This is a genomic window from Alsobacter sp. (genome assembly GCF_059501845.1).
The window spans coordinates 1,138,714-1,164,574 of the sequence record NZ_JCACDK010000018.1; the positions used below are offsets into that span (position 1 = coordinate 1,138,714).

Genomic DNA, 25,861 nt, shown 5'->3' on the forward strand with positions numbered 1-25,861 from the left:
GGGCTTCAGCCTGGCCTTCGGGCGATGATGCCGGCCTTGCGAATATCCGCCACGCTCCTGACACCGCACAGGCCCATGGCGCGGTCGATCTCGCGGCGAAAAATCTCGAGCACGTGCGACACCCCGGCCTCGCCTGCGACGGCGAGGCCCCAGAGTTGCGGGCGTCCGACCAGGGTGCAGCGGGCACCGAGGGCCAGCGCCTTCACCACGTCGGCGCCCCTTCGAAGCCCGCCGTCCACCATTACGATGGCCCGGTCACCGACGGCCTCGACGACGGCCGGAAGCGCGTCGAGGGAAGAGATGGCGCCGTCGAGCTGACGCCCGCCATGGTTCGACACGATGATCCCGTCCACACCCATCGCCGCGGCCTGTGCCGCCTCCTGCGGGTGAAGGACGCCCTTGACCACGAGGGGCCCCTTCCACACGCCCCGGATCCATTCGAGATCGCGCCAGTTCAGGCCGGGGTCGAGAAGGTTGGCCATCTGTCCCGCGAGTGAAGCCATGTCGGAGGCCTGGCCGGGCCGGACGTAGTTGCCGAACGTGATGCGCGGGATTTCCGGGCGCATGCGCCGGAGCCAGCCGACCTTGGTGGCCATGCGCACCACGTCCTTCGGTGCGAAGCGGGGCGGGATGGCAAAGCCGTTGCGGATGTCGCGTTCGCGGTTGCCCAGGAGCTGGTTGTCGATGGTGAGCACCAGCGCGTCGTAGCCGGCCGCCTGCGCCCGACGCGTCAGCTCCTCTGTGAAGCCCCGGTCTCGATAGACGAAGACCTGCATCCATCGCGGGGCGCTGCCCTGGGCGGCAAGATCCTCCAGCGTGCAGACGGAGCCGTGGCTCAGGCAAAAGGCCGTGCCCGCCGCCACGGCGGCGCGCGCCGACGCGAGTTCTCCGCCCGGCCAGAAAAGCCCGGCGAGCCCCGTCGGGGCGACCATCACCGGCAGGGAGAGCCGCTTTCCGAAGAGATCGACCGAGAGGTCGCGCTCGGCCGCCCCTTCCAGCGGGCGTGGCAGAAGGTCCCATCGGTCGAATGCGCTCTCATTGCGGCGCAGGGTGCGCTCGTCTTCCGCGCCGCCATCGGCGAAGTCGAAGATGGGGTGGGGCAGGGCGCGCCGGGCCAGCTCGCGCATCGCAGCGACGCTATAGCCCTCTCGCTTCAAGCGCTCGACCACCATTCAGTCCTCCCCGCGCCGCCTCTGCCGGGCCGCGTCGCGCCGGAGTGAAGCACGCGCCGCGGGGCCGCTCAATCGACGTGGCGGATGACGACACCTGTCTGGCCCGAGAAGGCGCCGGAACGACATAAAAGTGGTGAGATTGTCGGCCGGCACATCAAAATCCATCAGGAATCACGGCGAAAGCCCACATATTCGGCTTAACGGTGAGACTTTGGGCGTAAACGTGGCTTGCGCGTCCGGTGTGGGAGTGTCATGCTTTTGATGCTTAGGTGTAGCGCCGGTTCGCTGCAGCCGGCTCCATCTGCCGAAAAACAGGCAGGAATCCTCGGGGGAGGAAACCACATGAAGACGTTCCGCATGGCGGGTATTGCGCTCGCCGGTCTGCTGCTCTCCTCGGCCGCCGTCCTGGCCGGGCCGAAGATCGTGAACGGCCCTGGCGCCGATCCGGCCTGCTTCAAGCCCTGGAGCGAAAAGACCAAGTATATGCAGTGGGACAAGAAGCCCGGCCCGTACCGCATCGCGGTGGTCAACGGCTTCGTCGGCAATACCTGGCGAATCCAGATGATCAAGACGGCGAAGGCCTTCGCCGAGCAGCCGGGCATCAAGGAGAACATCAAGGAGTTCAAGGTCGTCTCGACCGGAACCGACGTCGCCGCCCAGCTCGGCGCCATCGAGGACTTCATCAACCAGGGCTTCGACGCGATCGTCACGATCGCCGTGTCGCCGGAAGGCTTCGACCGCGTCATCCGTCTCGCCGACAAGAACAACGTCGTCGTCGTTCCCTTCGACAACATCCTCGACACCGACAAAGTGATGATGGTGAACGAGGACCAGAAGGCGATGGGCAAGATGTCCGCCGACTTCCTCATCAAGGAGATGGGGAAGAAGGAAGGCAAGATCCTCGAGGTGCGCGGCCTGCCCGGCAACTCGGTGGACCGCGACCGCCATGTCGGCTTCCGCGAGGTGATGGAAGCCTCCGGCAACAAGTTCAACATCGTCGAGGTGGTGGGCAACTGGGACGACGGTACGGCCCAGAAGGCGACCGCCGACGCGATTGCCGTCCACGGCAAGTTCGACGGCGTGTTCACGCAGGGTGGCTCGACCGGCTCGGTCCGCGCCATGATGGACGCCAAGCACCCCTTCGTGCCGATGGCCGGCGAGGGTGAGAACGGCTTCCGCAAGCAGATTTCCCAGTATCACGACCAGGGTCTCAAGGGCCTCTCCTACGGCCAGTCGCCCGCTCTCGCGGCGATCTCGATCAAGGCCGCGATCTCTGCGCTCCAGGGCAACCCGATGCCGCAGCTGATCTCGATCCCGATCCCGGTGGCCGACTACACCACGCTCAAGGACGGCGTGAACTTCTGGTCGAACCTCACCGACAACTTCTTCGCTCCCAATGAATTCCCGCCCTGCGGCGTGAACATTTCGGCCACCGAGATCATGGCCAAGGACGAGAAGAACTCGCAGTAACCCGCCTTGGAGCGGCCCCTCCCCGGGGCCGCTCCATTCTCGGCATGGCGGAGACCGTCGCGATGGCCGCTGGTCCGGCTGATCCCATCCTCGTCCTCTCTTCGATCTCCAAGCGTTACGGCGGCGTCAGGGCCCTTGAGGGGGTGGACTTCGCGTGCGCGAGCGGGAAGATCCATGCCGTCCTCGGTGAGAACGGCGCGGGCAAGTCCACGCTCATCAAGATCATCGCCGGAGTCGTGCAGCCCGACGAGGGCAGCATGAAGCTGGACGGGCGCGACGTGCGCTTCGTCAACCCAGCTGCGGCCAATGCGGCGGGCATCGTCTGCATCTTCCAGGAATTGTCGTTGATGCCGGACCTGTCGGTGTCCGACAACATCTCGGCCGCCGACCCACCGCGTCGCCTCGGCCTTATCGACGGCCGCGCCCAGCGCCGCCGCGCCGAGGAACTCCTCGCATCCATCGGCTGCGAGGACGTGAACCCCCTGGCCCGCGTGCGCGACCTGCCACTGTCGCGCCGGCAGATGGTCGAGATCGCCAAGGCGCTCGGCAAGAAGCCGCGCCTGCTCATTCTCGACGAGGCGACCTCCGCCCTGACGGCGGCGGACGTCGAGAAGGTCTATTCGATGCTTGCCCGCCTCCGGAGGGAAGGCGTGGCGATTCTCTACATCTCGCACCGCATGCACGAGATCGAGGCGCTGGCCGACGTCGCCTCGGTGTTCCGCAACGGCCGCCACATCGAGACCTTCGACAAGGGCGCACGGTCGAGCGACGAGATCGTGCAGCTGATGATCGGCCGCGAAATCTCCTCGCAATACCCGCCCAAGCCGGTCCGGGCGCGGCCAAAGCCGGTGCTCGAGGTGAACAAGCTGGGCTGGGAAGGCCGGCTGCGCGACATCTCCTTCACCCTTGGACCGGGCGAGATCCTCGGGCTCGGCGGTCTCGACGGCCAGGGCCAGAAGGAGGTTCTCCTCGCTCTCTTCGGCGTCCTCCGCGGCGTGAGCGGAGACATCCGCATCGACGGCAAGCCTGTGCGTCCCTCGTCCCCGGCCCAGGCCAAGGACCCGTCCATCGGCATCGCGCTGGTGCCGGAAGACCGCAAGACCGAAGGCCTGATGCTGCCGATGTCCGTCGCCGACAATCTCGTGGGCGCCTCGCTGAACACGCTGTCGACCGGCCTCTTCATCGACGGCGAGCGCGAGAAGGCGGCAGTCAAAGACGCCGTCAAGGCGCTGCAGATCAAGGTCGGGCGGACCGAGGATGCCGTGTCCACCCTGTCTGGCGGCAACCAGCAGAAGGTCGTCATCGCCAAGTGGCTGATGACGAAGCCGCGCATCATCCTGCTCAGCGACCCGACCCGCGGCATCGACGTGGGCACGAAGCAGGAGATCTACAGGCTCCTGCGCGAGCTCGCCGATTCCGGCGCCGCGATCCTGTTCTACTCCACAGACTATGACGAGCTGATCGGCTGCTGCGACCGCGTGGCGATCCTCTACGACGGCCAGGTCGTGCGCGAGCTGGAGGGTGACGACATCACCGAGACCAACATCGTGGCAGGCTCCCTCAACATCGCCCCGGGCGAGACGGTGAAGATCCATGCGTGAGGCGGGGGAGCATGTCTGACATCGCCCTGAGGCTGCGGCAGAACTCGGCGCTGGCCTTCGCCGTCCTGCTCTTCTGCGTCGTCTATTTTCTCTACCACATGGTGCATCCCAAGGGCTTCTCGACCCAGGTGCTGGTGCAGAATTCCAACGAGGTCTTCACCCTCGCCATGATCGCCATGGCGCAGACCGTGCCGGTGCTGCTCGGCGGCCTCGACCTTTCCGTCGGCTCCGTCATGACGATGGTGAACTGCATCGCCAGCCATGTCGTCACGGGCTCGGCCGCCGAGATGTGGCTCGGCATCCTGATCTGCCTGCTGTCGGGCGCCGCCGCCGGCCTCGTCAACGGCATGATCGTGGTCTATGGCCGGATCCCGCCAATCATCGCCACGCTGGCCACGGGCGCCGTCTATATCGGCATCGCGCTGCTGCTGAGACCGACGCCGGGCGGCAAGCTTGACGAGGACCTGAACTGGGCCTTCACCAACTCGCTGGCTGACTTCGCCGAGACCTACGGGATCTTCGACGAGGGGAAGGCCGCGTGGTTCGCGCCGCTGGCCTGGATCCCGGTCCCGGTGGTGCTGCTGCTGCTCGTCATCCTCGTCATCTGGGTGCCCTTCCGCCGCTCGCTGACGGGCCGTACGGTCTACGCCATCGGCTCCTCGGAAAGCGCGGCCTACATGTCAGGGCTCCCGCTCAACCAGGCCAAGCTGGCCGCATTCACGCTCGCCGGATTGTTCGCGGGGATTGGCGGGTTGTTCCTCGCGATCCAGACCTCGTCCGGCAATGCAGACATTCCGCAGGCCGGTTCCTACACGCTCAACTCGATCGCCTCCGTCGTCATCGGCGGCACATCGCTCCTCGGCGGCGTCGGTGGCGCGGTGGGTTCGGTGTTCGGATCGCTGATCCTGCGCGTGATCTCCTTCGGCTTCCGCGTCTTCGACATCCCGCCGCTGATGCAGCCCCTCTTCGAGGGCATCGTCCTCCTCGCCGCCGTCAGCCTCGGCGCCGCCCGCGCCCTGCGGGTGCGCAACACGCTCGAGTTGTTCCGATGACCGCTACACGGCTCACCCTCGGCGCCGACGACAGGCCGATCGTCATTGCGGGGCTGTTCATCGTCCTCATCCTGATCGTCGGCACCATCTACACGCTGGTGACGCAGGGCACGGCGACACTGCTCTCGCCCAACTATCTCCTCCAGCAGTTGCAGGTTGGCTCGTTCCTCGGCATCGTCGCGGCGGGAATGATGGTCGTCATCCTGATGGGGCACATCGACCTGTCGGTGTCCTGGACCCTCGCCGCGGCCGCGATGATGGCGACGGCGGTTGGTGGCCCCGCGGCCATCCCGATCGGCATCGGCATCGGGCTCGCCGCCGGCTTCGTCAACGGCATCGGCGTCGGCTATCTCCGCGTGCCCTCGATGATCTTCACCCTCGGCATGGACGCCGTGCTGCGCGGCCTGATGGTCGCGCACACCGGCGGCTTCGCGCCGCAGACGGCGGCAACCGACCTGATGCGCTCCCTCGGCGCCGAGCGCACCCTGGGTATCCCCAACGCGCTTTTCGTCTGGGCCGTCGTTTCGCTGATCGTCGTCGTGCTTCTGAGCCGGACGCCCTTCGGCCGCTATGTCTACGCCATCGGCAACCGGGAGCAGGCAGCCTACCTCTCCGGCGTGCGCACGCGCGGCGTGATCCTCGTGGGGTTCATGCTGTCGGGCGCTTGCGCCGGCCTCGCCGGCGTGATGCTGGCCGGCTACTCCACCAAGGCCTACCAGGGGATGGGCGTCGCCTATGTGCTGCCCTCCATCGCGGCAGTCGTCATCGGCGGAACCAACATCCTGGGTGGCAGCGGGCGCTATCTCGGCACGGTGGTCGGCGTCGTGCTGATCGTGCTGCTGAACAGCGTGCTCTCGATCATGCAGATGCCCGAGGCGGGCCGGCAGATCATCTACGGCCTCGTCATTATCGTCATGCTGCTCGCCTATGGCCGCAGCCGGATGACGGCGAGCTGAGCGTCAGGCGGGCGGTCCCAGAACCGCCCGCGTGATCAGAACGCCTGCCGCCGCCGAAACGGCCGACACCACTGTGCCCCATGCCATGTCGATGGCTGCGACGCTGGCCGGGAAGCCCTTCATCGTGGCGAGGTTGGTGAGGTCGTAGGTGGCATAGGCGAACAGGCCGAAGAGCCCGCCCCACAGCAGCGCCGAAGTCCAGCCGCCGCCCTTGTCGGCGCCGTAGCCCGCGAAGATCACCAGTCCCACGGCGTAGAGCAGGTAGAAAGCCACCGCGACCGGCACGTCCGGGCGCGGCGAGAGCAGATCGCCGAGCCGCTCCACGTAGAAGCTGCGGGCCACGACACCGAGCCAGACGAGGTCGAGGGCGACCATGGTCACGGCAGTGCCGGCGTAGAGCAGAAGTGTGCGGGTCATGCAGGCGCTTACGCGCGGCGCGCGGCCACGGATCAGCCTGCGGGCGTGTTGTGGCAGGTCTTCGGCGTGTCGGTCTGCTGCAGCGGGTTGAGATTGATGTTGCCGCAGCGGTCACAGCCGGCGGCGACAAGGCAGATCCCCAGGCAGAGCGCGATGCGGATGACGGTCAAGGAAGCCTCGGAACGGTGGCGGCGCGGTGGCGCCCGGGCGTAGACTTGGGCCGGATGCGGCGCGGCGTCAACCGCTCGCCGGCCCGGACGGGACTGCGCCCGCAGCGGCAAGGGCGGGCCTCGGAGGAAGAGCCATGGCCACTGACCATCTCGACAGCGACCCCATCGTCATCGTGGGTGCGGCGCGGACGCCGATGGGCGGCATGCTCGGCGACCTGTCACCGCTGGCCGCCCCGGCCCTGGGAGCCGCGGCGATCGCCGCAGCCCTGGACCGCGCCGGCGTGCCCGGCGAGGACGTGGACGAGGTTGTCATGGGCTGCGTCCTCACGGCGGGCCAGGGGCAGGCGCCCGCCCGCCAGGCAGGGCGTGGCGCGGGCCTGCCGGATGCCGTGCCGGCCTCGACCGTCAACAAGATGTGCGGCTCCGGCATGATTGCCGTGATCGGCGCCTGGGAGGCGCTGCACGCGCGCCCCGGCGACACGATCGTGGCCGGCGGCATGGAATCGATGAGCAACGCGCCCTACCTCGCGCCCAAGGCCCGCGCCGGCATGCGGCTGGGCCATGGCGTCCTGCTCGACCACATGTTCCTCGACGGCCTCGAGGACGCCTACGACAAGGGCCGCCTGATGGGCACCTTCGCGGAGGACTGCGCGTCGTTCTTCCAGTTCTCGCGCAAGGAGCAGGATGGCTACGCGCTGTCGTCGCTCGAGCGTGCGCTTGCGGCCCAGGCCTCGGGCGCGTTCGGCGACGAGATCGCGACTGTCGACGTCCCGGCCCGCTCCGGCGCACGCAGCGTGACCACGGACGAGCAGCCGGGCAAGGCCGACCCGGCGAAGATCCCGACGCTGAAGCCCGCCTTTCGCGAGGGTGGCACGGTGACCGCTGCCAATTCCTCCTCCATCTCCGACGGCGCCGCGGCGCTGGTCCTGATGCGTGCCTCGACGGCGGCGCGGAGGGGCCTGCAGCCAATTGCCCGCATCGCGGGCGTCGCCCGCCACGCCCGCGCGCCGAAGGACTTCCCGACCGCCCCCGTAGGCGCGCTGGAGCGGCTCTGGGACAAGACAGGCTGGCGCGATTCGGACGACACGCTCTACGAGATCAACGAGGCGTTCGCCGTCGTGCCCATGGCCGCCATGCGCGAACTCGGCCTGCCGCACGACCGCGTCAACGTGCACGGCGGCGCCTGCGCCCTCGGCCACCCGATCGGCGCGTCCGGCGCGCGCATCCTCGTCACCCTGCTCAACGCCATGCGGCGGCATGGCCGCCCGCGCGGCGTCGCAACCGTGTGCATCGGCGGAGGCGAAGCCACCGCAGTCGCGGTGGAGCGGTTCGAGTAGCCGCCGGGAACGCCCGGGCGAGCCACTCCCGTCACGCGGGCGCAGCGAAGCAACCCAGCCCCACGGGGACTATTTCGTCCCGCCGTTCATGCTGGCCTCCTCGGCCAGCGCCCTCTCGACGAGAACCTTCTCCCCGCGGCGCAGCGCCGACCAGCCCGCCACCAGCGCCACGACCACCACGACGAACCCGATGACGGCCGCGGCACCGGCGAGCCTCCTGGCGTCGGCGCCGAGCATGTAGCCGGCCAGGCCGTAGAAACCGGCCCAGAGAATGCCCCCTGCGGCATTGGCGAGGACGAAGCGGTCCCACGGCATGCGATTGGCGCCCGCCAGCACCGCCGCGAACACCCTGAGGAAGGCGACGAAGCGGCCAAACAGCACCACCTTGCCGCCATGGTGGCGGAACAGGTAGCGCGCCAGGGCCTGCCGCTCGTCGGTGAGCCCGACGGCGTGGCCGAAGCGCAGAAGGGCGGCCTGCCCCAGCGTCCGCCCGATGAGGTAGCCGATATTGTCGCCGAGAATGGCTCCGGCCATGGCCGCGACGATGACAGCCGTGATATCTACCTTGCCGCCCGTGCCGGCATAGATGGACGTGGCAAGGAGCGCGCTCTCGGCCGGCAGCGGCAGGCCGAGGCTCTCCAGCGTGATCAGCGCGAAGATGAACCACGCGCCCCACGCCTCGACGAGATGGATCAGTTCGGCTTCGGAAAAGAAGGTCACGGGCGGGACAACTCGGCTGGCGCAGACCCGACCATGCCGCCCCACAGCCGCCCCGGCAAGCCGCCCGACAGGGGTTGCAATGGCGCCGGAGAGAGGCTAATGACACCCCGCCGGCGCCGCTCAGCGGCTTCCCGGCCAGTGCGCCCGTAGCTCAGCTGGATAGAGCATCAGACTACGAATCTGAGGGTCGGACGTTCGAATCGTTCCGGGCGCGCCATTCCACTTTTTTGACCTGAGATGTTGCCTAACAGCTTGAACGGCAGGGATAAAGCTGCCGTTCTAAGTCCGCTTTTGCGCGTGTAGCGCAGACGGTCCGAAAGCACGAGTTTCAACACCGTGCGGCGGTCTTCCAGCTTACCGAAGCCCAGAGATTCAAGGGTGTCCGACGAATTCGAGCGCCGTTCCAGCAGGAAATACTCATTGAGATTCTTGCGGCACGAGACGAGCACGAGACCGGCGGCGACTGACCCGGTGAGCTCCCTACAGCGGGCCGGATGTCGAGAAGGAGCCAACCTGAAATATGGGATTCGCAAAGACCAAGTGTCTGCCAAGATCTTGTCAAACAGGACATGCGCCATTCCTCGCATGTCGTGTTTTTTTGCCCTTTGGGATTCACAGGCGAGTCCGAGACGGGCAGAATCGTGCCTTCACGGAGGGCGGGCCGATGGACGCGGAGTTTCTGGCGCAGCTTGCAGCGGGGGCTTTAGCAAAACGAGCCGAGATTCCACCCGATACGACTTTAAACCGCTACACGCGGGATAGGCTCGCCGCACAAGCCGCCTGTTTTGCGCTCGGATCGGCGGGCTTGCTCGCCGATGAGGGCGAAGTCCTGCATTGCGATCTGACCCACCAAATCACGTTGAGGGCACGCTACGGCGTGGATCCAGACCCATGACCACGATTGACCGCGCGGCGCGGCTATCATGACCGAGGACGAGGTTTCCACGGCGATTGAGGAGCTACGCTCGCTCTGTACGAACGTGGTCGGCTTCTACGACCTTGCCCACGAATTCTACAAAAACGACAGCGTGGATCAGCTCAAGGCGGACGCCTATGTCTACGCTTGCGGCCACGTGCTGGCGCGGCGGGTGTTCAGCCTGTCCCAACGTCTCGACGAAGGAAGGCAGTTCATCGAGCTGGCCGACGCTTTGCGGCCGATGAGACAGCTTTGCGCGAACGTCATTGGGGCCAACGCTTGGGTGGACAGCGACGCTGCCTCCGAACACGAACGACTGATCTGCCACGGCCAAGCTTATGCCAGTGGTTATGCACTCGCCCTTTGGGTCATCCGTATCAATAACGAGCTGACAGGGAGGCCGTAGACATGCAGGGGATCGACCGCCGCGCCTTTCTGGCTGGCCTTAGCGCAGCGGCAACTGTGCCTTTCGGCCCCGCCCAACCAGCAGCGGCAGCGACCTATCCGCTTGTCCCTGCTTTGCCTTCGCCTCTCACCGACCAAATGCGTGCGCGGATAATTCTCACAATCCTTGAGATGGATTCCGCCTTGCGCAACAGGCCCGAGGCTTCGGACGACCGCGACGCGGATGCCTACAAGATGGTGATCGCCCGCAAGCGTATGGCCCTCATCTGGCACCGGGCGGACTCTCTCGAACGCATGGCCTCGATTGCTCGCCGCTATCCGCCGAGCCGATTGCGCATGCAGGCCCTCATGGATGCTCGTTTAGCTGGAGCAGATGAGTGGATCGGCCTTTGGATAAGCCGCCCCATTGCCTACAGCTATTGAGCGTCCCCGCGCGAAGCAGTTGTCTCTCCTTTGAGGGCAGCAACAAAGGGCCATGCGCCAGCCCGAACAGGCGCAACCTATCTCCTCAAATTGGCACCTGGATCGACATAGGGCTGATCGAGGCGCGCCAAATTTCCCAGGCTTATCGGGACTCGCCGAACGCGGTGAGCGGCCGCGTTCACACGCCCGCGTGGCCAGCGCTGGGCCTGACGCGCATTGCGCGTGCCACCAGCGCCGGGTGCCTGCGTTCGTGCCGGTCTCGCGCCGGAGCCTACTTCCGTTTGCGGCCTTCCCATGGCGCCTGGCTGGTGGTGCCTGCCAGGGACTCGGCCGGTAGCGGCGGCACGATTCCCAGGACGCGGGACAGGCCCTGCCGGGCGAGCTCCTTGGCGTTCTCGGACGAAGACTGGGCGGACGCCGCTGGCTGGGCCTGCGGGGGTTCGGCAACGACGGGCTGCTCGGGCGGGGGTGGAGGGGCAGGCTCGGCGCGCGGTTCCGGAGTGCGCTCCGGCATGCGGGGGCGACGCCCCACGGTCGCGTCCAGCAGGTCCAGCAGGTCTTCGAGGCCGGAATTGCTCACCGACAGCTCGCCGCTGCCCGGCACGCCCGCCAGAGCGAGCGACCTGTTGGCATATTCCTCCCCTGTGACCTCGGGCCCCAGCCATGCCGGCGGGCGGAAGGCGCGCGAGGCGGGCCCGCTATCCGTGATCACCGTGGCGACGTCGAGCATGCGACCCCCGGTCGAGATGCGGTCCAGCAGGATCTCCTGCCCGTCCACCGGAAGAATGGCACGGTCGATGTCGATGCGGCCGATGGAGACGTCGAGCAGCGCCTCGGCGTGCCGGCGCGGCACCGTCGTCTCCTCCAGCGCGATCTGGCCGTCGCTCTCCTCCGCCAGCACGAGCACGGCCTTGTCGCCCTGCAGCTGCACATGGGTGCTGCGGCCCTCGCCGCCGTTCAGGTATCCCTCCACTACCCAGGTGGTGGGAATCTGGCGCCGGACCAGGCGAGCAATCCCCGACGCGACTAGAAATTTTCTCGCTGCCATTTGGCCCTCTCGCAACGCACCCCGCCGTCAGCCTTCCATGGAAAGCAGAATCACGCATCGGGTTCCGCACCTGAGACATCAACCGTGCGAAGTTGGACCACGGTGAGGCAGATTGAGTGACAAGGGTATTTCATTTGCCGCTTCCGACGTTGCATCTCCTCGGGGCGGGAAGCTTCCAGACCCTTTGGCTCGGGAACTCGGCGTAAACGTCCATTGAATTAAGTTGATTTCTCCGGTCCGTGCGGTGTCGCCGCGCGGCCGGCGCATGGTTCGACCTTCAGGCATGTCTTCCCCCCTCGGGAGATGCGGAATGGACTGGCTGATCATCGCGTCCGGATGTCTCGCCGCCGGCCTGGGCCTGGCGACGGTGGCGTTCGTTCAGTTGCGGGTTTCGCGCCGCCGCCTCGCGCAACTGACCTCCGCCGTCGACAGCATTCCGCAGGGCCTCTGCCGCTTCGACCACGAAGGCCGGCTGATCGTGTGGAACCGCAGCTATTGCGAGATCTACAACGTGCCGTCCGACCGTCTCTACGAAGGCATGCCATTCCGCGACCTGATCGAGCTGCGCTTCAGCCTCGGCAATGCGCCGGCGGTCGACCGTGAAGCCTTTTTCGACGCCCGCGTGCGCGTGGTCGGCGAAGGGTCCTATTCGGAGTCGTCGGTGCCGCTGAAGAACGGCCGCATCATCCGCATCTGCCACAATCCCATGCCCGACAAGGGCTGGGTCGCGCTGCATGAGGACATCACCGAGAAGCAGCGCGCCGACGACGAGCGCGCCGTCTTCGCCGAGCGCGAGCGGCACAGGGAGCTGACGGAAGCGGCCATCGGCGCATTCCAGGCCGATGCGGACCCGGTGCTGGGCGATCTCGGCGAGCGCGCCCACGGCATGGACACCACTGCGGCAAACCTGCTCCAGGCGGCTGAAATTACCTCGCGCCAGACACAGGTCGCAGTCCGCACCATCGAGGAGGCGCATCTGAGCGTCGATGGCGCAGCCGGCGCGGCTCATTCGATCGCGCGTGCGATGTCTTCGCTGGAACTTCGCCTGACGCATTCCGCGGAGGTGATGTCGGGCGCCATGCGCGAGGCCGAGCAGGCCGACACGGAAATAGGCGGGCTCGCCTCCGCCGCGGGGACGATCAGCCAGATCACGGACACCATCCGCGACGTGGCCCGCAAGACCAACCTCCTCGCCCTGAACGCGACCATCGAGGCGGCGCGGGCCGGCGAGGCCGGGCGTGGCTTCAGCGTCGTGGCGACGCAGGTGAAGGAACTGGCCGAGCAGGTGGAGCGGGCCGCGACCCAGATCGGCACGCAGGTGCTGCTGGTGCGCCAGTTCGCTCAAAAGGGCGTGGACGCCATCCACGCCAATGTCGAGCGCATGCGCAGCGTCAACGACGAGACCGACACCGTGAGGCAGTCGATGGCCGAGCAGACCCGCGCGGCCGCCACCATCAGCGCCACCGTCAACACGGTGATGGAGGGCACGCAGCAGATCCGCGCCGTGCTGGGAGAGGTCGAAGCGCAGATCGAGAACGTCCGGCAGTCAGCCGGAGACGTGCACAAGGCCGCCCGCAGCCTCACCACGGCCGCCGACGTCCTGCGCGGCACGACCCGCTCCTTCCTGGGGCGGGTCGCCGGCGGTGCATGAAGGCTGCGTTCACGCCGCGTCGGGAAGTCCCCTGATCACCTTGTCCAGCGTCACGGGATAGTCGCGCACCCGGACGCCGGTGGCGTTGTAGACCGCGTTCGCCAAAGCCGCCGCCACGCCGCAGATACCGAGTTCCGCGACGCCCTTGGCCTTCATCGGCGAAGATACCGGGTCGGTCTCGTCCAGGAAAATCACCTCCTGGTGCGGGATGTCGGCATGCACGGGCACCTCGTAGCCCGCGAGGTCATGGTTGACGAAGAAGCCGGCGCGCGTGTCGACGACGAGCTCCTCCATCAGCGCAGCGCCGACGCCCATCGTCATGGCGCCGATCACCTGGCTGCGCGCCGTCTTGGGGTTGAGGATGCGGCCCGAGGCACAGACCGCGAGCATGCGGCGCACGCGGATTTCAGCCGTCGCCGCATCGACCCCGACCTCGACGAAGTGCGCGCCGAAGGTGGACTGCTGGAACTTCTTGGCGAGGTCGCCGAACTCGATCATGTCCTCGGCCGAGAGCTCACCCTCGCGCGCTGCATCTTGCAGCGGCACGGCGCGCCCGCCGGAGCGCACCTCCCCGTCGGCGAAGACGAGGTCGGCCTCGTTGAAGCCGAGGCGCTGAGCCACCTGCTCGCGCAGCTTCACGCAGGCGGCGTAGACGCCCGACGTAGAGCAGTTGCCGCCGAACTGGCCGCCCGACCCTGCCGAGACGGGGAAGCTGGAATCGCCCAGCTTCACCACGACCCGCTCCATCGGCACGCCCATCATCTCCGCTGCCGTCTGCGCGATGATGGTGTAGCTGCCGGTGCCGATGTCGGTCATGTCGGTCTCGACTGTCACCAGGCCCTGCGGATCCAGGCGGACACGGGCGGCCGACTTCTGCGAGAGGTTGTTGCGGAAGGCTGCCGCCATGCCGTGCCCGATGAGCCAGTTGCCGTCACGGGTCGCGCCGGGCCGACGGTTGCGGGCGTCCCAGCCGAAGCGCTCGGCGCCGATCTCCAGGCAGCGCACCAGCTGCCGCTGCGAGAATGGCCGCCGCTGGTTCTCCGGTTTCTGGCCCTCCCCGGCAGCCTTGCCGGGATCATCCGGCACGATCTGCGTGTCGTTGGCGATGCGGAACGCGACGGGGTCTAGCCCCAGCCGCTCCGCCATCTCGTCCATGGCGATCTCGAGCGCCATCATGCCCGTCGCCTCGCCGGGCGCGCGCATGGCGTTGCCTTCCGGAAGGTCGAGGGTGGCGAGACGGGTCGCCGTCATCCGGTGCTCGCCCGCGTAGAGGGCCCGGGTCTGGCTGACCGCCCCGTCGGGCTCGCCGCCCTGCAGGTCTCCGGACCAGCTCTCATGCGCGATGGCCGTGATCGTCCCGTCGCTCCGTGCGCCGATGCGGATGCGCTGGATCGTGGCAGGCCGGTGGGTCGTGTTGTTGAAGATCAACGGCCGCTGAAGCGTCACCTTCACCGGCCGGCCCGCCGCCTTGGCTCCGAGCGCCGCGAGGATGGCGTCGGCGCGCACGAAGAGCTTGCCGCCAAAGCCGCCGCCGACGAAGGGCGAATCCACTCGCACGGTCTCGGGCGGCACCTTGAGCGTCTTGGCGATATCCTTGTGGGCCCACGCAATCATCTGGTTGGAGGTCCACACGGTCAGGTTTTTACCGTCCCATGCCGCGATGGAGGCGTGCGGCTCCATCATCGCGTGCGCCTCGTCGGGCGTGGTGTAGGTCTCGTCAAGCTTTACCTCCGCCTGGGCGAACGCCTTCTCGAAGTCGCCGACCGTAGAGTCCGGCGGTCCGCCGGTGACCTTCTCCGGCTTCTTGGCGCGCTCACGCTCAGCGGCGAGGTCGAAGGCGCCGTTTTCGGGCGCGTAGTCGACCCGAACCAGGGAGGCCGCGTCGCGAGCCTGCTCGAAGGTCTCGGCGACCACGAGGGCGATGGCCTGGTGGTAGTGCTGGATCTCCGGTCCACCCAGCAGCTTGGCCGTATTCAGGTCGCCCTTGTCGAGCGGGCCGGCATTGTCGGCCGTCACCACGGCGATCACGCCCGGCGCGGTCCTGGCGCGCTCGGTGTCCATGGACCTGATGCGTCCCTTGCCGATGGTCGCGCCCACCACGTAGCCATAGGCCTGGTTGGGCGCGACGTCGTGGCGCTCATAGGCGTAGGGCGCGCGGCCGGTGGTCTTCAGCTTGCCGTCGATGCGGTCGAGCGGCTGGCCCACCGCCTTCAGCTGGTCGATGGGGTTCGTTCCTGCGGGTTGTTCGAACTTCATGGCTCACCCCCTCGCCTCGGCCAGCACCGACGCGAGCGTGCGCTCGACGAGCGGGACCTTGTAGGCATTGTCATGCGTGGTGCGGGCACCATCGAGGAGCCTCGCGGCTGCAGTCTTGGCGCCCTTCGGCATTTCGGCCTCCGCCGCCTCGACACGCCAGGGCTTGTGCGCCACGCCGCCGAGCGCGACGCTACCCGTGCCGTCCTTGCGGACGACCGCGGCGACCGACACCAGCGCGAACGCGTAGGAGGCCCTGTCGCGCACCTTGCGGTAGACCTGCATCCCGCCCACCGGCGGCGGCAAGGTGACGGCCGTGATCAGTTCGCCCGGCTCCAGAACCGTCTCCACCTGCGGCGTGTCGCCGGGCAGGCGGTGGAAGTCGGCGATGGGGATGGCGCGGGTGGAGCCGTCCGGCTTCACCGTCTCCACCACGGCGTCGAGGGCGCGCATGGCCACCGCCATGTCGCTGGGGTGCGTGGCGATGCAGGCATCGCTGACGCCCAGGATGGCGTGCTGGCGGCTAAAGCCGCCGATGGCCGAGCACCCGCTGCCCGGTGCCCTTTTGTTGCAGGGCTGGGCGGTGTCGTAAAAGTAGGGACAGCGCGTGCGCTGCAGCAGGTTGCCGGCCGTCGTGGCCTTGTTGCGCAGCTGGCCGGAAGCACCTGCCAGCAGGGCGCGGGCGAGGACGCCGTAGTCACGCCGGACCCGCTCGTCGGCCGCGAGGTCGGTGTTGCGCACCAGCGCGCCGATGCGCAGCCCGCCTTCCGGCGTTGGCTCGATGCGGTCCAGCGTCAGGCCGTTGACGTCGACGAGATGGGCCGGCGTCTCGATCTGCAGCTTCATCAGGTCCAGCAGGTTCGTGCCGCCGGCGATGAACTTCGCGCCGGGCGTGCGAACCGCAGCGGCAGCGGCTTCGGCCGGGGATCCGGCGCGCTCATAGGTGAACGGCTTCATGCCTTCCTCCCTGCGACTTCGAGGACGGCCTCGGCGATGTTGGAATAGGCGCCGCAGCGGCAGATGTTGCCGCTCATGCGCTCGCGCAGCTCCATCTCGGTGAGCTCCGGGCGAGCCACGAGGTCGGCGGTGACGTGGCTCGGAATGCCGGCCTTGACTTCGTCCAGCACGGCGACGGACGAGCAGATCTGCCCGGGCGTGCAGTAGCCGCACTGGAAGCCGTCATGCTTCACGAAGGCCGCCTGCATCGGGTGCAGGTCGTCTGGCGAGCCCAGGCCCTCGATCGTGGTGACCTCGTCACCCTCGTGCATGACCGCGAGCGACAGGCAGGAATTGATCCGGCGTCCGTCGACGATGACGGTGCAGGCACCGCACTGGCCGTGGTCGCAGCCCTTCTTGCTTCCGGTCAGCTGCAGATGCTCGCGCAGGGCGTCGAGCAGCGTCGTGCGCGTGTCGAGCGACAGCGCATGCTCCTTGCCGTTGACGGTGAGCTTCACCGGCGCGGTGACGGGAGGACGCGGAGCAGTCTGCGCCGCGGACGGCGCGGCGTCGCCCTGCGCCAGTGCGGGGCCGACCTTGGTGGCGGCCGCGACTGCAGCGGCGCCGACGAGGACCTCCCGCCTGTTCATGTCCGGAAAGCTCGGAGGATGCATGCGGGATCTCCTTCGGGGGCGGCCGCGCGGCGATGTCGGTGATTGATTTCGGGCCCCAACGCCCGCGCGCCGGTGGCGTTCCTCCGCAAGAGGCTGCACAGCTCCGGGTGTGACAGCCTGTAGCAGTTCGTCCACCTTTGACCGGCGAGGGTGTCGCCTGAAGCCAGGGGAACGGGACATGGCGGACAGACGATGGGTGAGGCGACGGGGGCTTCTCACCGGAGCGGTGGCATTCGTGGCCGCTGTCGCTGCAGCCATGCCGGTGGTTGCCCAGGAGGCTGTCGCGGTCGTCGACAAGCAGGCGCTCTATGGCGGCGGCGCGCCGGTGCTGGGCAACCCCAGGGGCGACGTCACGATCGTCGCGTTCCTCGACTACCAGTGCCCCTATTGCCGGAGCATGCATCCCGACCTGATGCGGCTGTTGCGGGAGGACGGCCGCGTGCGGCTGGTGCTGCGCGATTGGCCGATCCTGTCGCTTGCGTCTGTCGTGGCGGCACGTGCGGCACTGGCGGCTCGCTACCAGGGGCGGCACGCCGCCGCGCACGACGCGCTGATGTCCCTGCGCGGACGGCTCGACCAGGCCGCGATCGACACTGCGCTGACCGACGCCGGGGTCGACCCCGTTCGGCTCGCTCAGGACGCCGCCCGGCATGCCAAGGAGATCGACGCGGTGCTGGCCCGCAGCGTCGCGCTGGCGGAACGGATCAGCCTCTCCGGAACGCCGGCCCTCGTCGTCGGGCCCTATTTCGTGCCCGGCAGCCTCTCCGCCGCCGACCTCGCCAAGGCCGTGGCGGCAGCGCGGGACGCGGGCAGGGGCAAGCGCGGATAGGTGGCCTCAGGCTTCGCCCGGCAGGTCCACACGCTGCGGGACGAGCAGTGCGAGCCCGCCGTCCGGCGCGGCGGCGAGGGTATGGACGTAGAAGCAGGTCGGGTCCCGGTTCGTCGCCTCCATCACCGGGGAGGGGGCCGAGACGATGCGCAGCCCGGCGCAGGTGCCGATCCAGTCGATGTGACGGTGCCCGTGCATCGCGACGAGCCGCTTCGCATGGGGCTGCAGCAACCGCACGAACCAGCTGCCATTGACGAGAGCCGTGCCGATACGCTCCGAGAACGCCTTGGCCGGCTTCGGATACTCCACCATGTGGTGATGCAGCGCGATGATCCACCGGGCCCGGGGCTGTGCCGCAAAGAGCCCGGCGAGCGCCCGCGCATCGGCGGCCGGGACGAGCCCCAGCGCGTTGGTGAAAGAGAAGTGTGTCTCGGCGTTCGAGTTCAGCACGACAACACCCAGCCCGTCCGGCCCGTCCGGAGGCAGGATCTGCGGGAAGCTGCCGTCCCACACCTGCGACAGCCGCTGCGAGAGCAGGAGACCGCCGCGGTCGCCGAACCGTGCGATGGCCTCGCGATGCGGCGCGACGGCTTCCGAGAGCGTCGGGCCGAGCCCATCGGGGCCCGTGCCGGGGAGGCGGACGCGCGTGCCCTGCACGGCCTCCATCGCGGCGAGCGTGCGCAGCTGCCGGAGGCGCTTCTTCGGGCTGGTCGGCAGGTCGAGCCGGGCCGGATTGGCGCGGTCGACGATGTTGAGGTCGTGGTTGCCCGGCAGGACGAGCATGATCTCGGCCAGCGCGGGATGCGTCGCGAGGAGATCGAGGAACTCCGCAAACTCGCTCGGACGCCCGGCATCGGTCATGTCCCCCGTGACGAGGACCAGGTCCAGCGGATCGGCCGCGTGGATCTCCTCCAGCCGGGAGAAGGCCTGGGCCAGCCTGTCATTACCGCGCGGCCCGGCGCGGCCGCTCTCGATCCGGAAGCCGTAGCGTTCGCCGACGACATGGATGTCGGAGAGGTGTGCAATTCGCCAGCGGCGCGCTTCTGGCGGCACCGTGTCGAAGGCCTCGAGGTCACGCGGCTGCTCCATCGTGCCGTCGGCGAGGCCCCAGACTAGCGAAGCGCCCGCCAGATAGACGGCGAGCAGCACCACGGCGTTGGCCAGCACCGGTACGACGAGCCGCAGCGGCGCCGTCAGGTCCGCCATCGACCCGTGCCAGCGTGTATGCGGCCAGGCGAGTGCCACGAAGACCAGCGCGGCGGCGCAGGCGACCACGCCGCCCCCGATCGCGCTCCAGGCCCGCATGCGGGCATGCGCGTCCTCACCGGCTCCGCGGCTCAGCAGCCGCTCGCCGGCATGGCGCAGCGCCTCCCGGCAGAGTGCATAGCCGGGCTGGACGGCGAGCGAGTTCAGCGACCAGAAGCTTCTCTCCGCCGCGCGGAACAGCGGCCGTCCACCCAGAGCCGCGGCCCCAGCGAGCAGGATCAGCACGATGATCGGCCAGGCTCCCGCGATGTCGGCGATGCGCCCGGAAAGGCCGGAGATCCAGCCCCCCGCGATGAGGGGCGCAGCGCCGAGCAGCAGGGCAGGCAGCAGGATCAGCAGCGCCCAGGCGACGATCAGCTTGGGCAGGCTGATTTCCGTGAGAAGGCTGCCCGCGATGGCGAGCAGGGACCGTGACTTGGTGCTGGACGCGTCGTCCTCCACGTCCCCCGCGCGGGGGTCCAGCAAGGGCGGTCGCGGTTCGGCGGCTCCTCGTGGCCCATGCCGGCCTGTCGACATGGCCCGATCAACTCCCGCTGCACTCAAGCCATGGTTGCACCCGCAGCGCAGGTCTGGCTAGTCCGGCCGGCGTTCCCGCCGCGACTTTCCCGCAGCATGTCCGCCCTCAACCGGACGCGAGCACGACCACGAGCGTGCTGACGCGGCCGTCGCCCCAGTAGGGCAGGGCAAGCCGGGCCGGCCTGGACCCGGACGGCTGGGCATGGGCCGGACCACGGGAGCGGATCGCGGCACCGCATTGCTCCTCCAGCCCGTCGAAGGGATCGCGGCCGGCGAACTCGTCCAGGAAATGGCCATGGACGTCGCGGCCGAAGCGGCGGGTCCACTGGGTGCCCGCCCTGTCGAGCCGCAGCCGCAAGGGATTGTGGAAGACGCCCACCAGTGCCACGGCGGAGCCATCCGGCCAGGCCGCGGGATCCAGATCGTCGGCGAAGGGCAACTGGGTTTCGCCCCTGCGGCAGCGCACCCACACGTCGAGCACAGTGGCGAGGCTGCCATCGAGCGAGGGCGGAACGGCGTAGGCGGCGTCGTCTGTCGTGGCATCGTGGGTCATGGCGTCGTCCCCGGGTCCGGCACGAGGGGGGCGGCGAACCTCACCTCGAAATGCTAGCCGCACATCCAGCAGCCGTCATTGATGCATCTCATCGCTGACGCTCGCGTGCCGGGTGCGGCCGAGGCATCGCGAAGTGTTTCAGCACCTCCGCGGCTCCGAGATACGCGGCCACCAGCACAGCCATCGCGGCGAGCGCCGGCCAGGAGAGCCTCCCGAAGCCGAGCGCCCCTGCAAGAGGCCCGAGGGCCGCGGCCAGCGCAACCGTGAGCGCGAAGAGCGAACTTGCGACGAGGATACGGTTCGGCCGGCTCAGCCAGGCGGGGCGAACCGTCCTGATCAGGAAAACGACGAGCACCTGCGTGGCCATCGACTCCACGAACCACGCGGTGCGGAACGGGGCCTCGGGCAGTAGGAACACGAGGAGCAGCAACGCGAAAGTGGCAATGTCGAACAACGACGACAGCGGACCCATGACCAGGGAGAACCGGAGAACCTCGCGCATGTCCCAGGAGTGAGGGCTTTTCGTCTCGGTCTCGTCGACGTCGTCGAACGGTATGCCGATCTCGCCAATGTCGTAGAGCAGGTTGTTGAACAGCACCTGCACGGGCGTCAGCGGCAGGAATGGCAGAAAAAGCGACGCGAACGCCATCGACAACATGTTACCGAAATTGGAGGACGTGCCCATCCGCACGTATTTCATGATGTTGGCGTAGGTCCGCCGCCCTTCCATCACCCCGTCGGCGACGACGCCGAGATCCTGCTCCAGCAGTATCAGGTCAGCGGCGGCCCGGGCCACGTCGGAGGCATCGTTGACGGACACGCCCGCGTCCGCGGCCTTGATGGCGGGGGCGTCGTTGATGCCGTCGCCGATAAACCCGACGGTGTGGCCCCGCGACTGGAGGGCACGGACGATGCGCGTCTTCTGGTCCGGCGAGACGCGGGCGAACAGGTCGACGCTCTCGACCCGGGCCGCGAGCGCGGTGTCCCCGAGCGCGGAGATTTCGGATCCCGTCAACATGCCGCGCGCAGGCAGGCTCAGTGTCTCGACGATATGCTCCAGAACGGGTGCCGCGTCTCCCGAGACGATCTTGATACGCACCCCGGCCCTCTCCAGCCGCGCGATCGCCGGGGCGGCGGAAGCCTTCGGCGGATCGAGGAAGACGCACAGTCCGACGAAGACCAGATCGTCCTCGTCCTGCACCAGCGGCACAGCGCGGTCAGCGGGCATCGGCTTGCAGGCGACGGCAAGGCAGCGCAGTCCCTGGGCGGATTTTTCCCGCAGCAGCGCCTCGGCCGATGCCCGCGCGACAGCATCGAGCGGGCGGGTCCCATCGCGGGTTTCCACCCGGGTGCAGCGCGTGAGAACCTCCTCCGGCGCACCCTTGACGACGAGCAGCCGCCGACCCGCCTCTTCTGCCAGCACCGACACGCGCCGGCGCTCGAAGTCGAAAGGCACGTCGGCAACCCGGCTCCAGCCGGACATGTCCGGCCCATCCGGAGCCCCGAGAATGGCGTCGTCGAGCGCGCTCCTCACCCCGCTCTCGAAGCGGCTGTTGACGGCCGCCAGTTCCAGCACGCGCGGCGAGTCGACACCGTCCGGGCCGGGGTGGCCGGCGAGCGCGATGCGCGCCTCGGTCAGCGTGCCCGTCTTGTCCGTGCACAGCACGTCCATGGCCCCTAGGTCGTGGATGGCAGCGAGGCGCTTCACCACGACCTTGCGCGCCGCCATCCGTACCGCGCCGCGCGACAACGTCACGGTCATGATCATCGGCAGCAGCTCGGGGGTGAGCCCCACCGCCAGCGCCACTGCGAACAGGAAGGATTCGATGACCGGCCGGTGCAGCGCCAGGTTGGCAAGCAGCACGAAGAGCACGAGAAATGCCGTCATGCGCAGGATGAGAAGCCCCAGCGCGTGCAGCCCGCGCTCGAACGCGGTGGGCGGCTCGTCCGAGCGCAGGGCCGCGGCGATGCCTCCGAAGCGGGTGCGCGAACCCGTTGCCACCACGAGCATCGTCGCCTCGCCGCTGACCAGCGCCGTCCCGCCGAAAAGGGCCGCGAAAGCTTCAGCCGGAGCCTCCGACAGGCAGGGGCCCGGCCGCTTCTCGACGGGGAAGGGCTCGCCGGTCAGCAGCGCCTCGTTGGCGTGAGCGTCCCGGCTCGCCAGCACGACGCCGTCGGCGGGCACGAGGTCGCCCGCACGCAACAGCACGATGTCGCCCGGGACCAGGTCCTCGACCGGGAGGTCGCACGCGGCTCCGTCGCGCAGCACGCGGGCGCGCACCGCGACGGAGCGTTTCAGCGCCTCCGCCGCGGCCTCCGCCCGGTGCTCCTGCGTCACGTCCAGCGCAATCGAAACGGCAAGGATCGCGAGAATGACGACGAAGCTCGCCCAGTCTCCCGTGGCTCCGGAGACGAGCGCGGCGACGATCAGGATGGCCACCAGCGGCTCGACCAGCCGGCGCCCGATCCTGGCGAGGATCCGCCGGCGGGGCGCCTCCACGGCGACATTGGCGCCGAACTGCTCCAGCCTTGCCGCCGCCTCGGTCCCGGCCAACCCGGCCGGCGAGGTTCGCTGGCCTGCCAGTGCCTCTTCGGGCGCGGCAGACCAGAACACGTCGGAGCCACCCTGGACCATGCGCGTTCTCTCCCGGCGCCGGCCGGCCCGTGCCGCGGCGATACCAGGGGAATAGCCCAGGTTATGCCAACGCGGATCGGCGGGCGAGGGAGCCTTTCGCGGGGCAGCCCGGCAGGTGACGGCGGCCAGGCGCGTGCTAGTCTTCCTCCAACGGCCTCGAAAGGCCGATGCACAGGAGGATACGGAATGCCGGGCAAGTTCGTGCTGGCCAGCGAGACGCCCCCGCAGCTGCTGGAATGGGGCCGCCTCGGCTGGCTGTCCAACCCGCCGAACACGGGTGCCTCGAACCTCACGGTCATCGACGTCACGCTGGCGCCCGGCAAGGGCCACGCCTTCCATCACCATCCCGAGCAGGAGGAGGTGATCTTCGTCGTCTCCGGTCGGGTGGAGCAGTGGGTGGACCGGGACAAGAAGCTCCTGGGAGCGGGCGATTCCGCCTTCATTCCGGCTGGCGTCGTGCACGCCTCCTACAATGCCGGTGACGGCGAGGCGCACATCCTGGCGATCCTGGGCCCCTGTGTGGGGGACCAGGGTTATGTCAGCGTCGAGGTGGCCGACCAGGAGCCGTGGAAGGGCATGCGGGGCTGAGCGCCCCGCGTCTCACCCGTTCCAGCCGTTGCGGATCGTCTGGATTCCCTCGAGGTAGACCTGCTCCGGCGCGGGAAAGAAGTCGCGCCAGACACGCGTGGCGGCGGCAAGTGCCGGCAGGGCACGGCCGAAGGCCTCGATGGTGAGCCAGCCGTCGTAGCCCGCGGCTTTGAGGCTCTGGATCTCGCCCTTCATGTCGATATGACCCCGCCCTGGCGTGCCGCGGTCGTTCTCGGAGATGTGGACGTGGACGATGTGGCGCATGGCCCCGCGGGCCGCGCCCTTCGGGTCCTTTTCCTCGATATTGGCGTGGAACGTGTCGTACATGGCCCGGATGCGCGGATGGTTCACCGCGTCGCAATAGGCGGCGAGGTCCTCCATCGTGTTGAGGAAGTAGCACTCGAAGCGGTTCAGGGCCTCCAGCGCCAGCGTCACGCCGTGCTTCTCGGCGATGTCACCCACCCTGCGGTGCGTCTCGATGCCCCGCTTCCACTCATCCTGCGTGCGCGGCTCGCCGCTGAACTGGCCCAGGGTCGAGTGCAGCGGCCCGGCGAGGGTGTCGGCACCCAGCGCCTGGGCGCACTCGATGGCCCAGGTGAGGTACTTCACGGCCTCGTCCTGCGTGCCCTCGCCGATCGGGTTGGCATCCGGGCTCCCGACAACCGTGATGGCGGTGCGTGGCAGCTCCAGCTCGTCGAGGATCCTGCCGATCTGCGCGTAATGGTCGGGATCGCCCTCGAACATGGGGATCTCGATGCCGTCATAGCCGGCCGCCTTCAGCGCCTCGAACTGCGGACGGTGGCTGGGCAGGACGTGCGACGTCCACAACAGCATGTCGAAGCCGATCTTCATCCTTGCCTCCCTGGAGTTTCCCCTGGCGGGCGTCTGTCGCGCCCATGATGGTGGGCAGGCGGAATTGGTCCGCCGGCCTCTGGATCAATTCAAGCTTGCTGTACCGTCTTTGCGAGGAGCGTAGCGACGAAGCAATCCAGAATGGTGCCGGGGAAGGCGAACAGGACTGGATTGCTTCGCTGCGCTCGCAAGGACGGCCTTTGCCGGTCCGTGAGACTGCTGCCCGATCTCCTCACAACTTCGTCCAGACGCCGCCCTTGGCGGACGACTTCACGGCCGCCTCGATGAAGGCGAGGCCCTTCACTCCGTCCTCGACAGTCGGGAACGTGACAGCCTTGTCCGGCTTGCCACCGTTGCGGGCGGCGCGGATGGCCTGCGCAGCCTCCGAGTAGATGGTGGCGAAGCCTTCCAGATAGCCCTCGGGATGCCCGGGCGGCACGCGGGTGACCCGGTTGGCGTCGCCGGTCGTTCCGGCTCCCCCGCGCCCGATGATCTGCGTCGGCTTCCCGAACGGCGTCCAGTAGAGGTAGTTCGGGTTGTCCTGTCGCCAGGAAATTCCGCCCTTGGTGCCGTAGACCCGCAGCTGCAGCCCGTTCTCGTTGCCCGGCGCCACCTGGCTCGCCCACAACGCGCCGCGCGCTCCGTTGCCGTAGCGCAGGAGGACCTGCGTGTTGTCGTCGAGCTTGCGCCCTTTCACGAAGGTGGTGAGGTCGGCCAGCACCTCGGCCAGGTCCAGCCCCGTGACGAAGTCGGCGAGGTTGTAGGCATGCGTGCCGATGTCGCCGATGCAGCCACCCGCGCCCGAACGGGCCGGGTCCGTCCGCCACTCCGCCTGCTTCTGGCCCGTGTTCTCAAGCGGCTCCGTCAACCAGTCCTGCGGGTACTCCACCTGTACGACGCGGATCTCGCCCAACTCGCCCGAGCGCACCATCTCGCGCGCCTGCCGCACCAGCGGGTAGCCCGTGTAGTTGTGCGTGACGGCGAAGACGAGGCCGGACTTGTTGGCGAGTTCGGCGAGCTTCCGCGCCTCCTTCAGCGTGGTCGTCAGCGGCTTGTCGCAGATGACGTGGATGCCGGCCTTGAGGAAGGCCGCCGCCGCCGGCGCGTGCATGTGGTTGGGCGTGACGATCGCCACCGCCTCGATGCCGTCCTTCAGGCGGCGCTCGCGCGACGCCATCTCCTGGAAGGTGCCGTAGGTGCGCTTCGGGTCCAGCCCGAGCGCCGCGCCCGAGCGCATCGACTTTTCCGGCGTGGAGGACAGCGCCCCCGCCAGCAGCGTGTAGTGATCGTCCAGCCGCGCGGCGATGCGGTGCACCGCGCCGATGAAGGCGCCCTCGCCACCGCCCACCATGCCGAGCCGGATGCGCCTGCTCCCGGCGCCGTCGTCCCGTCCCTCGATGGCCATGTCCGTCTCCTCCTCG

The 25,861-nt window shown here is 68.4% G+C and carries 24 protein-coding genes and 1 tRNA gene; 12 read left to right on the forward strand and 13 right to left on the reverse strand.

All coding sequences use genetic code 11. From position 1 onward, the window contains the following. Nucleotides 1-5: 5 nt before the first annotated feature. The gene (locus AC5JCN_RS20275) at nucleotides 6-1,172 is read right to left on the reverse strand and encodes an alpha-hydroxy acid oxidase (protein ID WP_495756897.1); all 1,167 of its coding nucleotides are present in this window, start codon (nucleotides 1,170-1,172) and stop codon (nucleotides 6-8) included. 342 nt (nucleotides 1,173-1,514) lie between these two features. Here AC5JCN_RS20275 and AC5JCN_RS20280 point away from each other — a divergent pair, with 342 nt between their 5' ends. The 4 genes from AC5JCN_RS20280 (at nucleotide 1,515) to AC5JCN_RS20295 (ending at nucleotide 6,251) form a co-directional block, all read left to right on the forward strand. Then, nucleotides 1,515-2,642: a sugar ABC transporter substrate-binding protein gene (locus AC5JCN_RS20280; RefSeq protein WP_495756898.1), complete on the forward strand. Its 1,128-nt coding sequence runs from the start codon at nucleotides 1,515-1,517 to the stop codon at nucleotides 2,640-2,642. Between the two features lie 62 nt (nucleotides 2,643-2,704). After that, nucleotides 2,705-4,243, forward strand: coding sequence for a sugar ABC transporter ATP-binding protein (locus AC5JCN_RS20285; RefSeq protein ID WP_495756899.1), 1,539 nt, complete (start codon nucleotides 2,705-2,707; stop codon nucleotides 4,241-4,243). A gap of 11 nt (nucleotides 4,244-4,254) precedes the next feature. Further along, nucleotides 4,255-5,295, forward strand: a complete 1,041-nt coding sequence (locus AC5JCN_RS20290) for an ABC transporter permease (RefSeq protein ID WP_495756900.1) — start codon at nucleotides 4,255-4,257, stop codon at nucleotides 5,293-5,295. Beyond that, nucleotides 5,292-6,251: an ABC transporter permease gene (locus tag AC5JCN_RS20295; RefSeq protein WP_495756901.1), complete on the forward strand. Its 960-nt coding sequence runs from the start codon at nucleotides 5,292-5,294 to the stop codon at nucleotides 6,249-6,251. Before AC5JCN_RS20290 ends, AC5JCN_RS20295 begins: the two co-directional genes overlap by 4 nt. A 3-nt stretch (nucleotides 6,252-6,254) precedes the next feature. Here the strand turns inward: AC5JCN_RS20295 and AC5JCN_RS20300 are convergent, their stop codons facing one another. Then, nucleotides 6,255-6,668: a DUF2177 family protein gene (locus tag AC5JCN_RS20300; protein WP_495756902.1), complete on the reverse strand. Its 414-nt coding sequence runs from the start codon at nucleotides 6,666-6,668 to the stop codon at nucleotides 6,255-6,257. 32 nt (nucleotides 6,669-6,700) lie between these two features. Beyond that, nucleotides 6,701-6,838: a hypothetical protein gene (locus AC5JCN_RS20305; protein WP_495756903.1), complete on the reverse strand. Its 138-nt coding sequence runs from the start codon at nucleotides 6,836-6,838 to the stop codon at nucleotides 6,701-6,703. 134 nt (nucleotides 6,839-6,972) lie between these two features. On the opposite strand from AC5JCN_RS20305, the gene AC5JCN_RS20310 reads away from it, so the two are divergent. After that, complete coding sequence (locus AC5JCN_RS20310; RefSeq protein ID WP_495756904.1) at nucleotides 6,973-8,175, forward strand: acetyl-CoA C-acyltransferase; 1,203 nt, start codon at nucleotides 6,973-6,975, stop codon at nucleotides 8,173-8,175. Nucleotides 8,176-8,244: 69 nt separating this feature from the next. Here AC5JCN_RS20310 and AC5JCN_RS20315 read toward each other — a convergent pair whose 3' ends face one another. Then, nucleotides 8,245-8,895 (reverse strand): DedA family protein, encoded by a 651-nt coding sequence (locus AC5JCN_RS20315; RefSeq protein WP_495756905.1) that lies wholly within the window; start codon nucleotides 8,893-8,895, stop codon nucleotides 8,245-8,247. A 140-nt stretch (nucleotides 8,896-9,035) separates the two neighbouring features. On the opposite strand from AC5JCN_RS20315, the gene AC5JCN_RS20320 reads away from it, so the two are divergent. From AC5JCN_RS20320 to AC5JCN_RS20335, 4 genes are all read left to right on the forward strand, one after another. Then, nucleotides 9,036-9,112, forward strand: a tRNA-Arg gene (locus tag AC5JCN_RS20320). A gap of 447 nt (nucleotides 9,113-9,559) precedes the next feature. Beyond that, nucleotides 9,560-9,790: a hypothetical protein gene (locus AC5JCN_RS20325; RefSeq protein ID WP_495756906.1), complete on the forward strand. Its 231-nt coding sequence runs from the start codon at nucleotides 9,560-9,562 to the stop codon at nucleotides 9,788-9,790. Between the two features lie 28 nt (nucleotides 9,791-9,818). Further along, nucleotides 9,819-10,217, forward strand: a complete 399-nt coding sequence (locus AC5JCN_RS20330; protein WP_495756907.1) for a hypothetical protein — start codon at nucleotides 9,819-9,821, stop codon at nucleotides 10,215-10,217. A gap of 2 nt (nucleotides 10,218-10,219) precedes the next feature. Continuing rightward, complete coding sequence (locus tag AC5JCN_RS20335) at nucleotides 10,220-10,639, forward strand: hypothetical protein (RefSeq protein WP_495756908.1); 420 nt, start codon at nucleotides 10,220-10,222, stop codon at nucleotides 10,637-10,639. Between the two features lie 271 nt (nucleotides 10,640-10,910). Here the strand turns inward: AC5JCN_RS20335 and AC5JCN_RS20340 are convergent, their stop codons facing one another. Beyond that, complete coding sequence (locus AC5JCN_RS20340) at nucleotides 10,911-11,687, reverse strand: hypothetical protein (protein WP_495756909.1); 777 nt, start codon at nucleotides 11,685-11,687, stop codon at nucleotides 10,911-10,913. Nucleotides 11,688-11,997: 310 nt separating this feature from the next. Between AC5JCN_RS20340 and AC5JCN_RS20345 the strand changes: the two genes are divergently transcribed. Then, nucleotides 11,998-13,338 (forward strand): PAS-domain containing protein, encoded by a 1,341-nt coding sequence (locus AC5JCN_RS20345; RefSeq protein WP_495756910.1) that lies wholly within the window; start codon nucleotides 11,998-12,000, stop codon nucleotides 13,336-13,338. A 9-nt stretch (nucleotides 13,339-13,347) separates the two neighbouring features. Here the strand turns inward: AC5JCN_RS20345 and paoC are convergent, their stop codons facing one another. The 3 genes from paoC to paoA are packed head-to-tail and all read right to left on the reverse strand — an operon-like array spanning nucleotide 13,348 to nucleotide 17,201. Beyond that, the gene (gene paoC / locus AC5JCN_RS20350; RefSeq protein WP_495756911.1) at nucleotides 13,348-15,594 is read right to left on the reverse strand and encodes an aldehyde oxidoreductase molybdenum-binding subunit PaoC; all 2,247 of its coding nucleotides are present in this window, start codon (nucleotides 15,592-15,594) and stop codon (nucleotides 13,348-13,350) included. A 3-nt stretch (nucleotides 15,595-15,597) separates the two neighbouring features. After that, nucleotides 15,598-16,548, reverse strand: coding sequence for an FAD binding domain-containing protein (locus AC5JCN_RS20355; RefSeq protein ID WP_495756912.1), 951 nt, complete (start codon nucleotides 16,546-16,548; stop codon nucleotides 15,598-15,600). Continuing rightward, a complete protein-coding gene (paoA, locus tag AC5JCN_RS20360) occupies nucleotides 16,545-17,201 on the reverse strand; it encodes an aldehyde dehydrogenase iron-sulfur subunit PaoA (protein ID WP_495756913.1) in 657 nt (218 codons plus the stop codon). Before paoA ends, AC5JCN_RS20355 begins: the two co-directional genes overlap by 4 nt. 178 nt (nucleotides 17,202-17,379) lie before the next feature. Between paoA and AC5JCN_RS20365 the strand changes: the two genes are divergently transcribed. Then, nucleotides 17,380-18,030, forward strand: a complete 651-nt coding sequence (locus AC5JCN_RS20365; RefSeq protein ID WP_495756914.1) for a DsbA family protein — start codon at nucleotides 17,380-17,382, stop codon at nucleotides 18,028-18,030. 6 nt (nucleotides 18,031-18,036) lie between these two features. Here the strand turns inward: AC5JCN_RS20365 and AC5JCN_RS20370 are convergent, their stop codons facing one another. The 3 genes from AC5JCN_RS20370 to mgtA all read right to left on the reverse strand — a co-directional run bounded on the left by AC5JCN_RS20370 (nucleotide 18,037) and on the right by mgtA (nucleotide 23,000). Next, nucleotides 18,037-19,761, reverse strand: coding sequence for a metallophosphoesterase family protein (locus tag AC5JCN_RS20370; protein ID WP_495756915.1), 1,725 nt, complete (start codon nucleotides 19,759-19,761; stop codon nucleotides 18,037-18,039). A 157-nt stretch (nucleotides 19,762-19,918) separates the two neighbouring features. After that, nucleotides 19,919-20,365, reverse strand: coding sequence for a PAS domain-containing protein (locus tag AC5JCN_RS20375; protein ID WP_495756916.1), 447 nt, complete (start codon nucleotides 20,363-20,365; stop codon nucleotides 19,919-19,921). Between the two features lie 88 nt (nucleotides 20,366-20,453). Then, nucleotides 20,454-23,000 (reverse strand): magnesium-translocating P-type ATPase, encoded by a 2,547-nt coding sequence (gene mgtA, locus AC5JCN_RS20380; RefSeq protein WP_495756917.1) that lies wholly within the window; start codon nucleotides 22,998-23,000, stop codon nucleotides 20,454-20,456. 186 nt (nucleotides 23,001-23,186) lie between these two features. Between mgtA and AC5JCN_RS20385 the strand changes: the two genes are divergently transcribed. Then, complete coding sequence (locus tag AC5JCN_RS20385; protein ID WP_495756918.1) at nucleotides 23,187-23,588, forward strand: cupin domain-containing protein; 402 nt, start codon at nucleotides 23,187-23,189, stop codon at nucleotides 23,586-23,588. A 12-nt stretch (nucleotides 23,589-23,600) separates the two neighbouring features. Here the strand turns inward: AC5JCN_RS20385 and AC5JCN_RS20390 are convergent, their stop codons facing one another. After that, nucleotides 23,601-24,440, reverse strand: a complete 840-nt coding sequence (locus AC5JCN_RS20390) for a sugar phosphate isomerase/epimerase family protein (protein ID WP_495756919.1) — start codon at nucleotides 24,438-24,440, stop codon at nucleotides 23,601-23,603. A 232-nt stretch (nucleotides 24,441-24,672) separates the two neighbouring features. After that, nucleotides 24,673-25,845, reverse strand: coding sequence for a Gfo/Idh/MocA family protein (locus AC5JCN_RS20395; protein WP_495756920.1), 1,173 nt, complete (start codon nucleotides 25,843-25,845; stop codon nucleotides 24,673-24,675). Nucleotides 25,846-25,861 lie beyond the last annotated feature (16 nt).

Coding starts and splice junctions, on each gene's coding strand:
- AC5JCN_RS20275 (WP_495756897.1), bottom strand. CDS start 1,172: ATGGTGGTCGAGCGCTTGAAGCGAGAGGGCTATAGCGTCGCTGCGATG.
- AC5JCN_RS20280 (WP_495756898.1), top strand. CDS start 1,515: ATGAAGACGTTCCGCATGGCGGGTATTGCGCTCGCCGGTCTGCTGCTC.
- AC5JCN_RS20285 (WP_495756899.1), top strand. CDS start 2,705: ATGGCCGCTGGTCCGGCTGATCCCATCCTCGTCCTCTCTTCGATCTCC.
- AC5JCN_RS20290 (WP_495756900.1), top strand. CDS start 4,255: ATGTCTGACATCGCCCTGAGGCTGCGGCAGAACTCGGCGCTGGCCTTC.
- AC5JCN_RS20295 (WP_495756901.1), top strand. CDS start 5,292: ATGACCGCTACACGGCTCACCCTCGGCGCCGACGACAGGCCGATCGTC.
- AC5JCN_RS20300 (WP_495756902.1), bottom strand. CDS start 6,668: ATGACCCGCACACTTCTGCTCTACGCCGGCACTGCCGTGACCATGGTC.
- AC5JCN_RS20310 (WP_495756904.1), top strand. CDS start 6,973: ATGGCCACTGACCATCTCGACAGCGACCCCATCGTCATCGTGGGTGCG.
- AC5JCN_RS20325 (WP_495756906.1), top strand. CDS start 9,560: ATGGACGCGGAGTTTCTGGCGCAGCTTGCAGCGGGGGCTTTAGCAAAA.
- AC5JCN_RS20330 (WP_495756907.1), top strand. CDS start 9,819: ATGACCGAGGACGAGGTTTCCACGGCGATTGAGGAGCTACGCTCGCTC.
- AC5JCN_RS20335 (WP_495756908.1), top strand. CDS start 10,220: ATGCAGGGGATCGACCGCCGCGCCTTTCTGGCTGGCCTTAGCGCAGCG.
- AC5JCN_RS20340 (WP_495756909.1), bottom strand. CDS start 11,687: ATGGCAGCGAGAAAATTTCTAGTCGCGTCGGGGATTGCTCGCCTGGTC.
- AC5JCN_RS20345 (WP_495756910.1), top strand. CDS start 11,998: ATGGACTGGCTGATCATCGCGTCCGGATGTCTCGCCGCCGGCCTGGGC.
- paoC (WP_495756911.1), bottom strand. CDS start 15,594: ATGAAGTTCGAACAACCCGCAGGAACGAACCCCATCGACCAGCTGAAG.
- AC5JCN_RS20355 (WP_495756912.1), bottom strand. CDS start 16,548: ATGAAGCCGTTCACCTATGAGCGCGCCGGATCCCCGGCCGAAGCCGCT.
- paoA (WP_495756913.1), bottom strand. CDS start 17,201: ATGCATCCTCCGAGCTTTCCGGACATGAACAGGCGGGAGGTCCTCGTC.
- AC5JCN_RS20365 (WP_495756914.1), top strand. CDS start 17,380: ATGGCGGACAGACGATGGGTGAGGCGACGGGGGCTTCTCACCGGAGCG.
- AC5JCN_RS20375 (WP_495756916.1), bottom strand. CDS start 20,365: ATGACCCACGATGCCACGACAGACGACGCCGCCTACGCCGTTCCGCCC.
- mgtA (WP_495756917.1), bottom strand. CDS start 23,000: ATGGTCCAGGGTGGCTCCGACGTGTTCTGGTCTGCCGCGCCCGAAGAG.
- AC5JCN_RS20385 (WP_495756918.1), top strand. CDS start 23,187: ATGCCGGGCAAGTTCGTGCTGGCCAGCGAGACGCCCCCGCAGCTGCTG.
- AC5JCN_RS20390 (WP_495756919.1), bottom strand. CDS start 24,440: ATGAAGATCGGCTTCGACATGCTGTTGTGGACGTCGCACGTCCTGCCC.
- AC5JCN_RS20395 (WP_495756920.1), bottom strand. CDS start 25,845: ATGGCCATCGAGGGACGGGACGACGGCGCCGGGAGCAGGCGCATCCGG.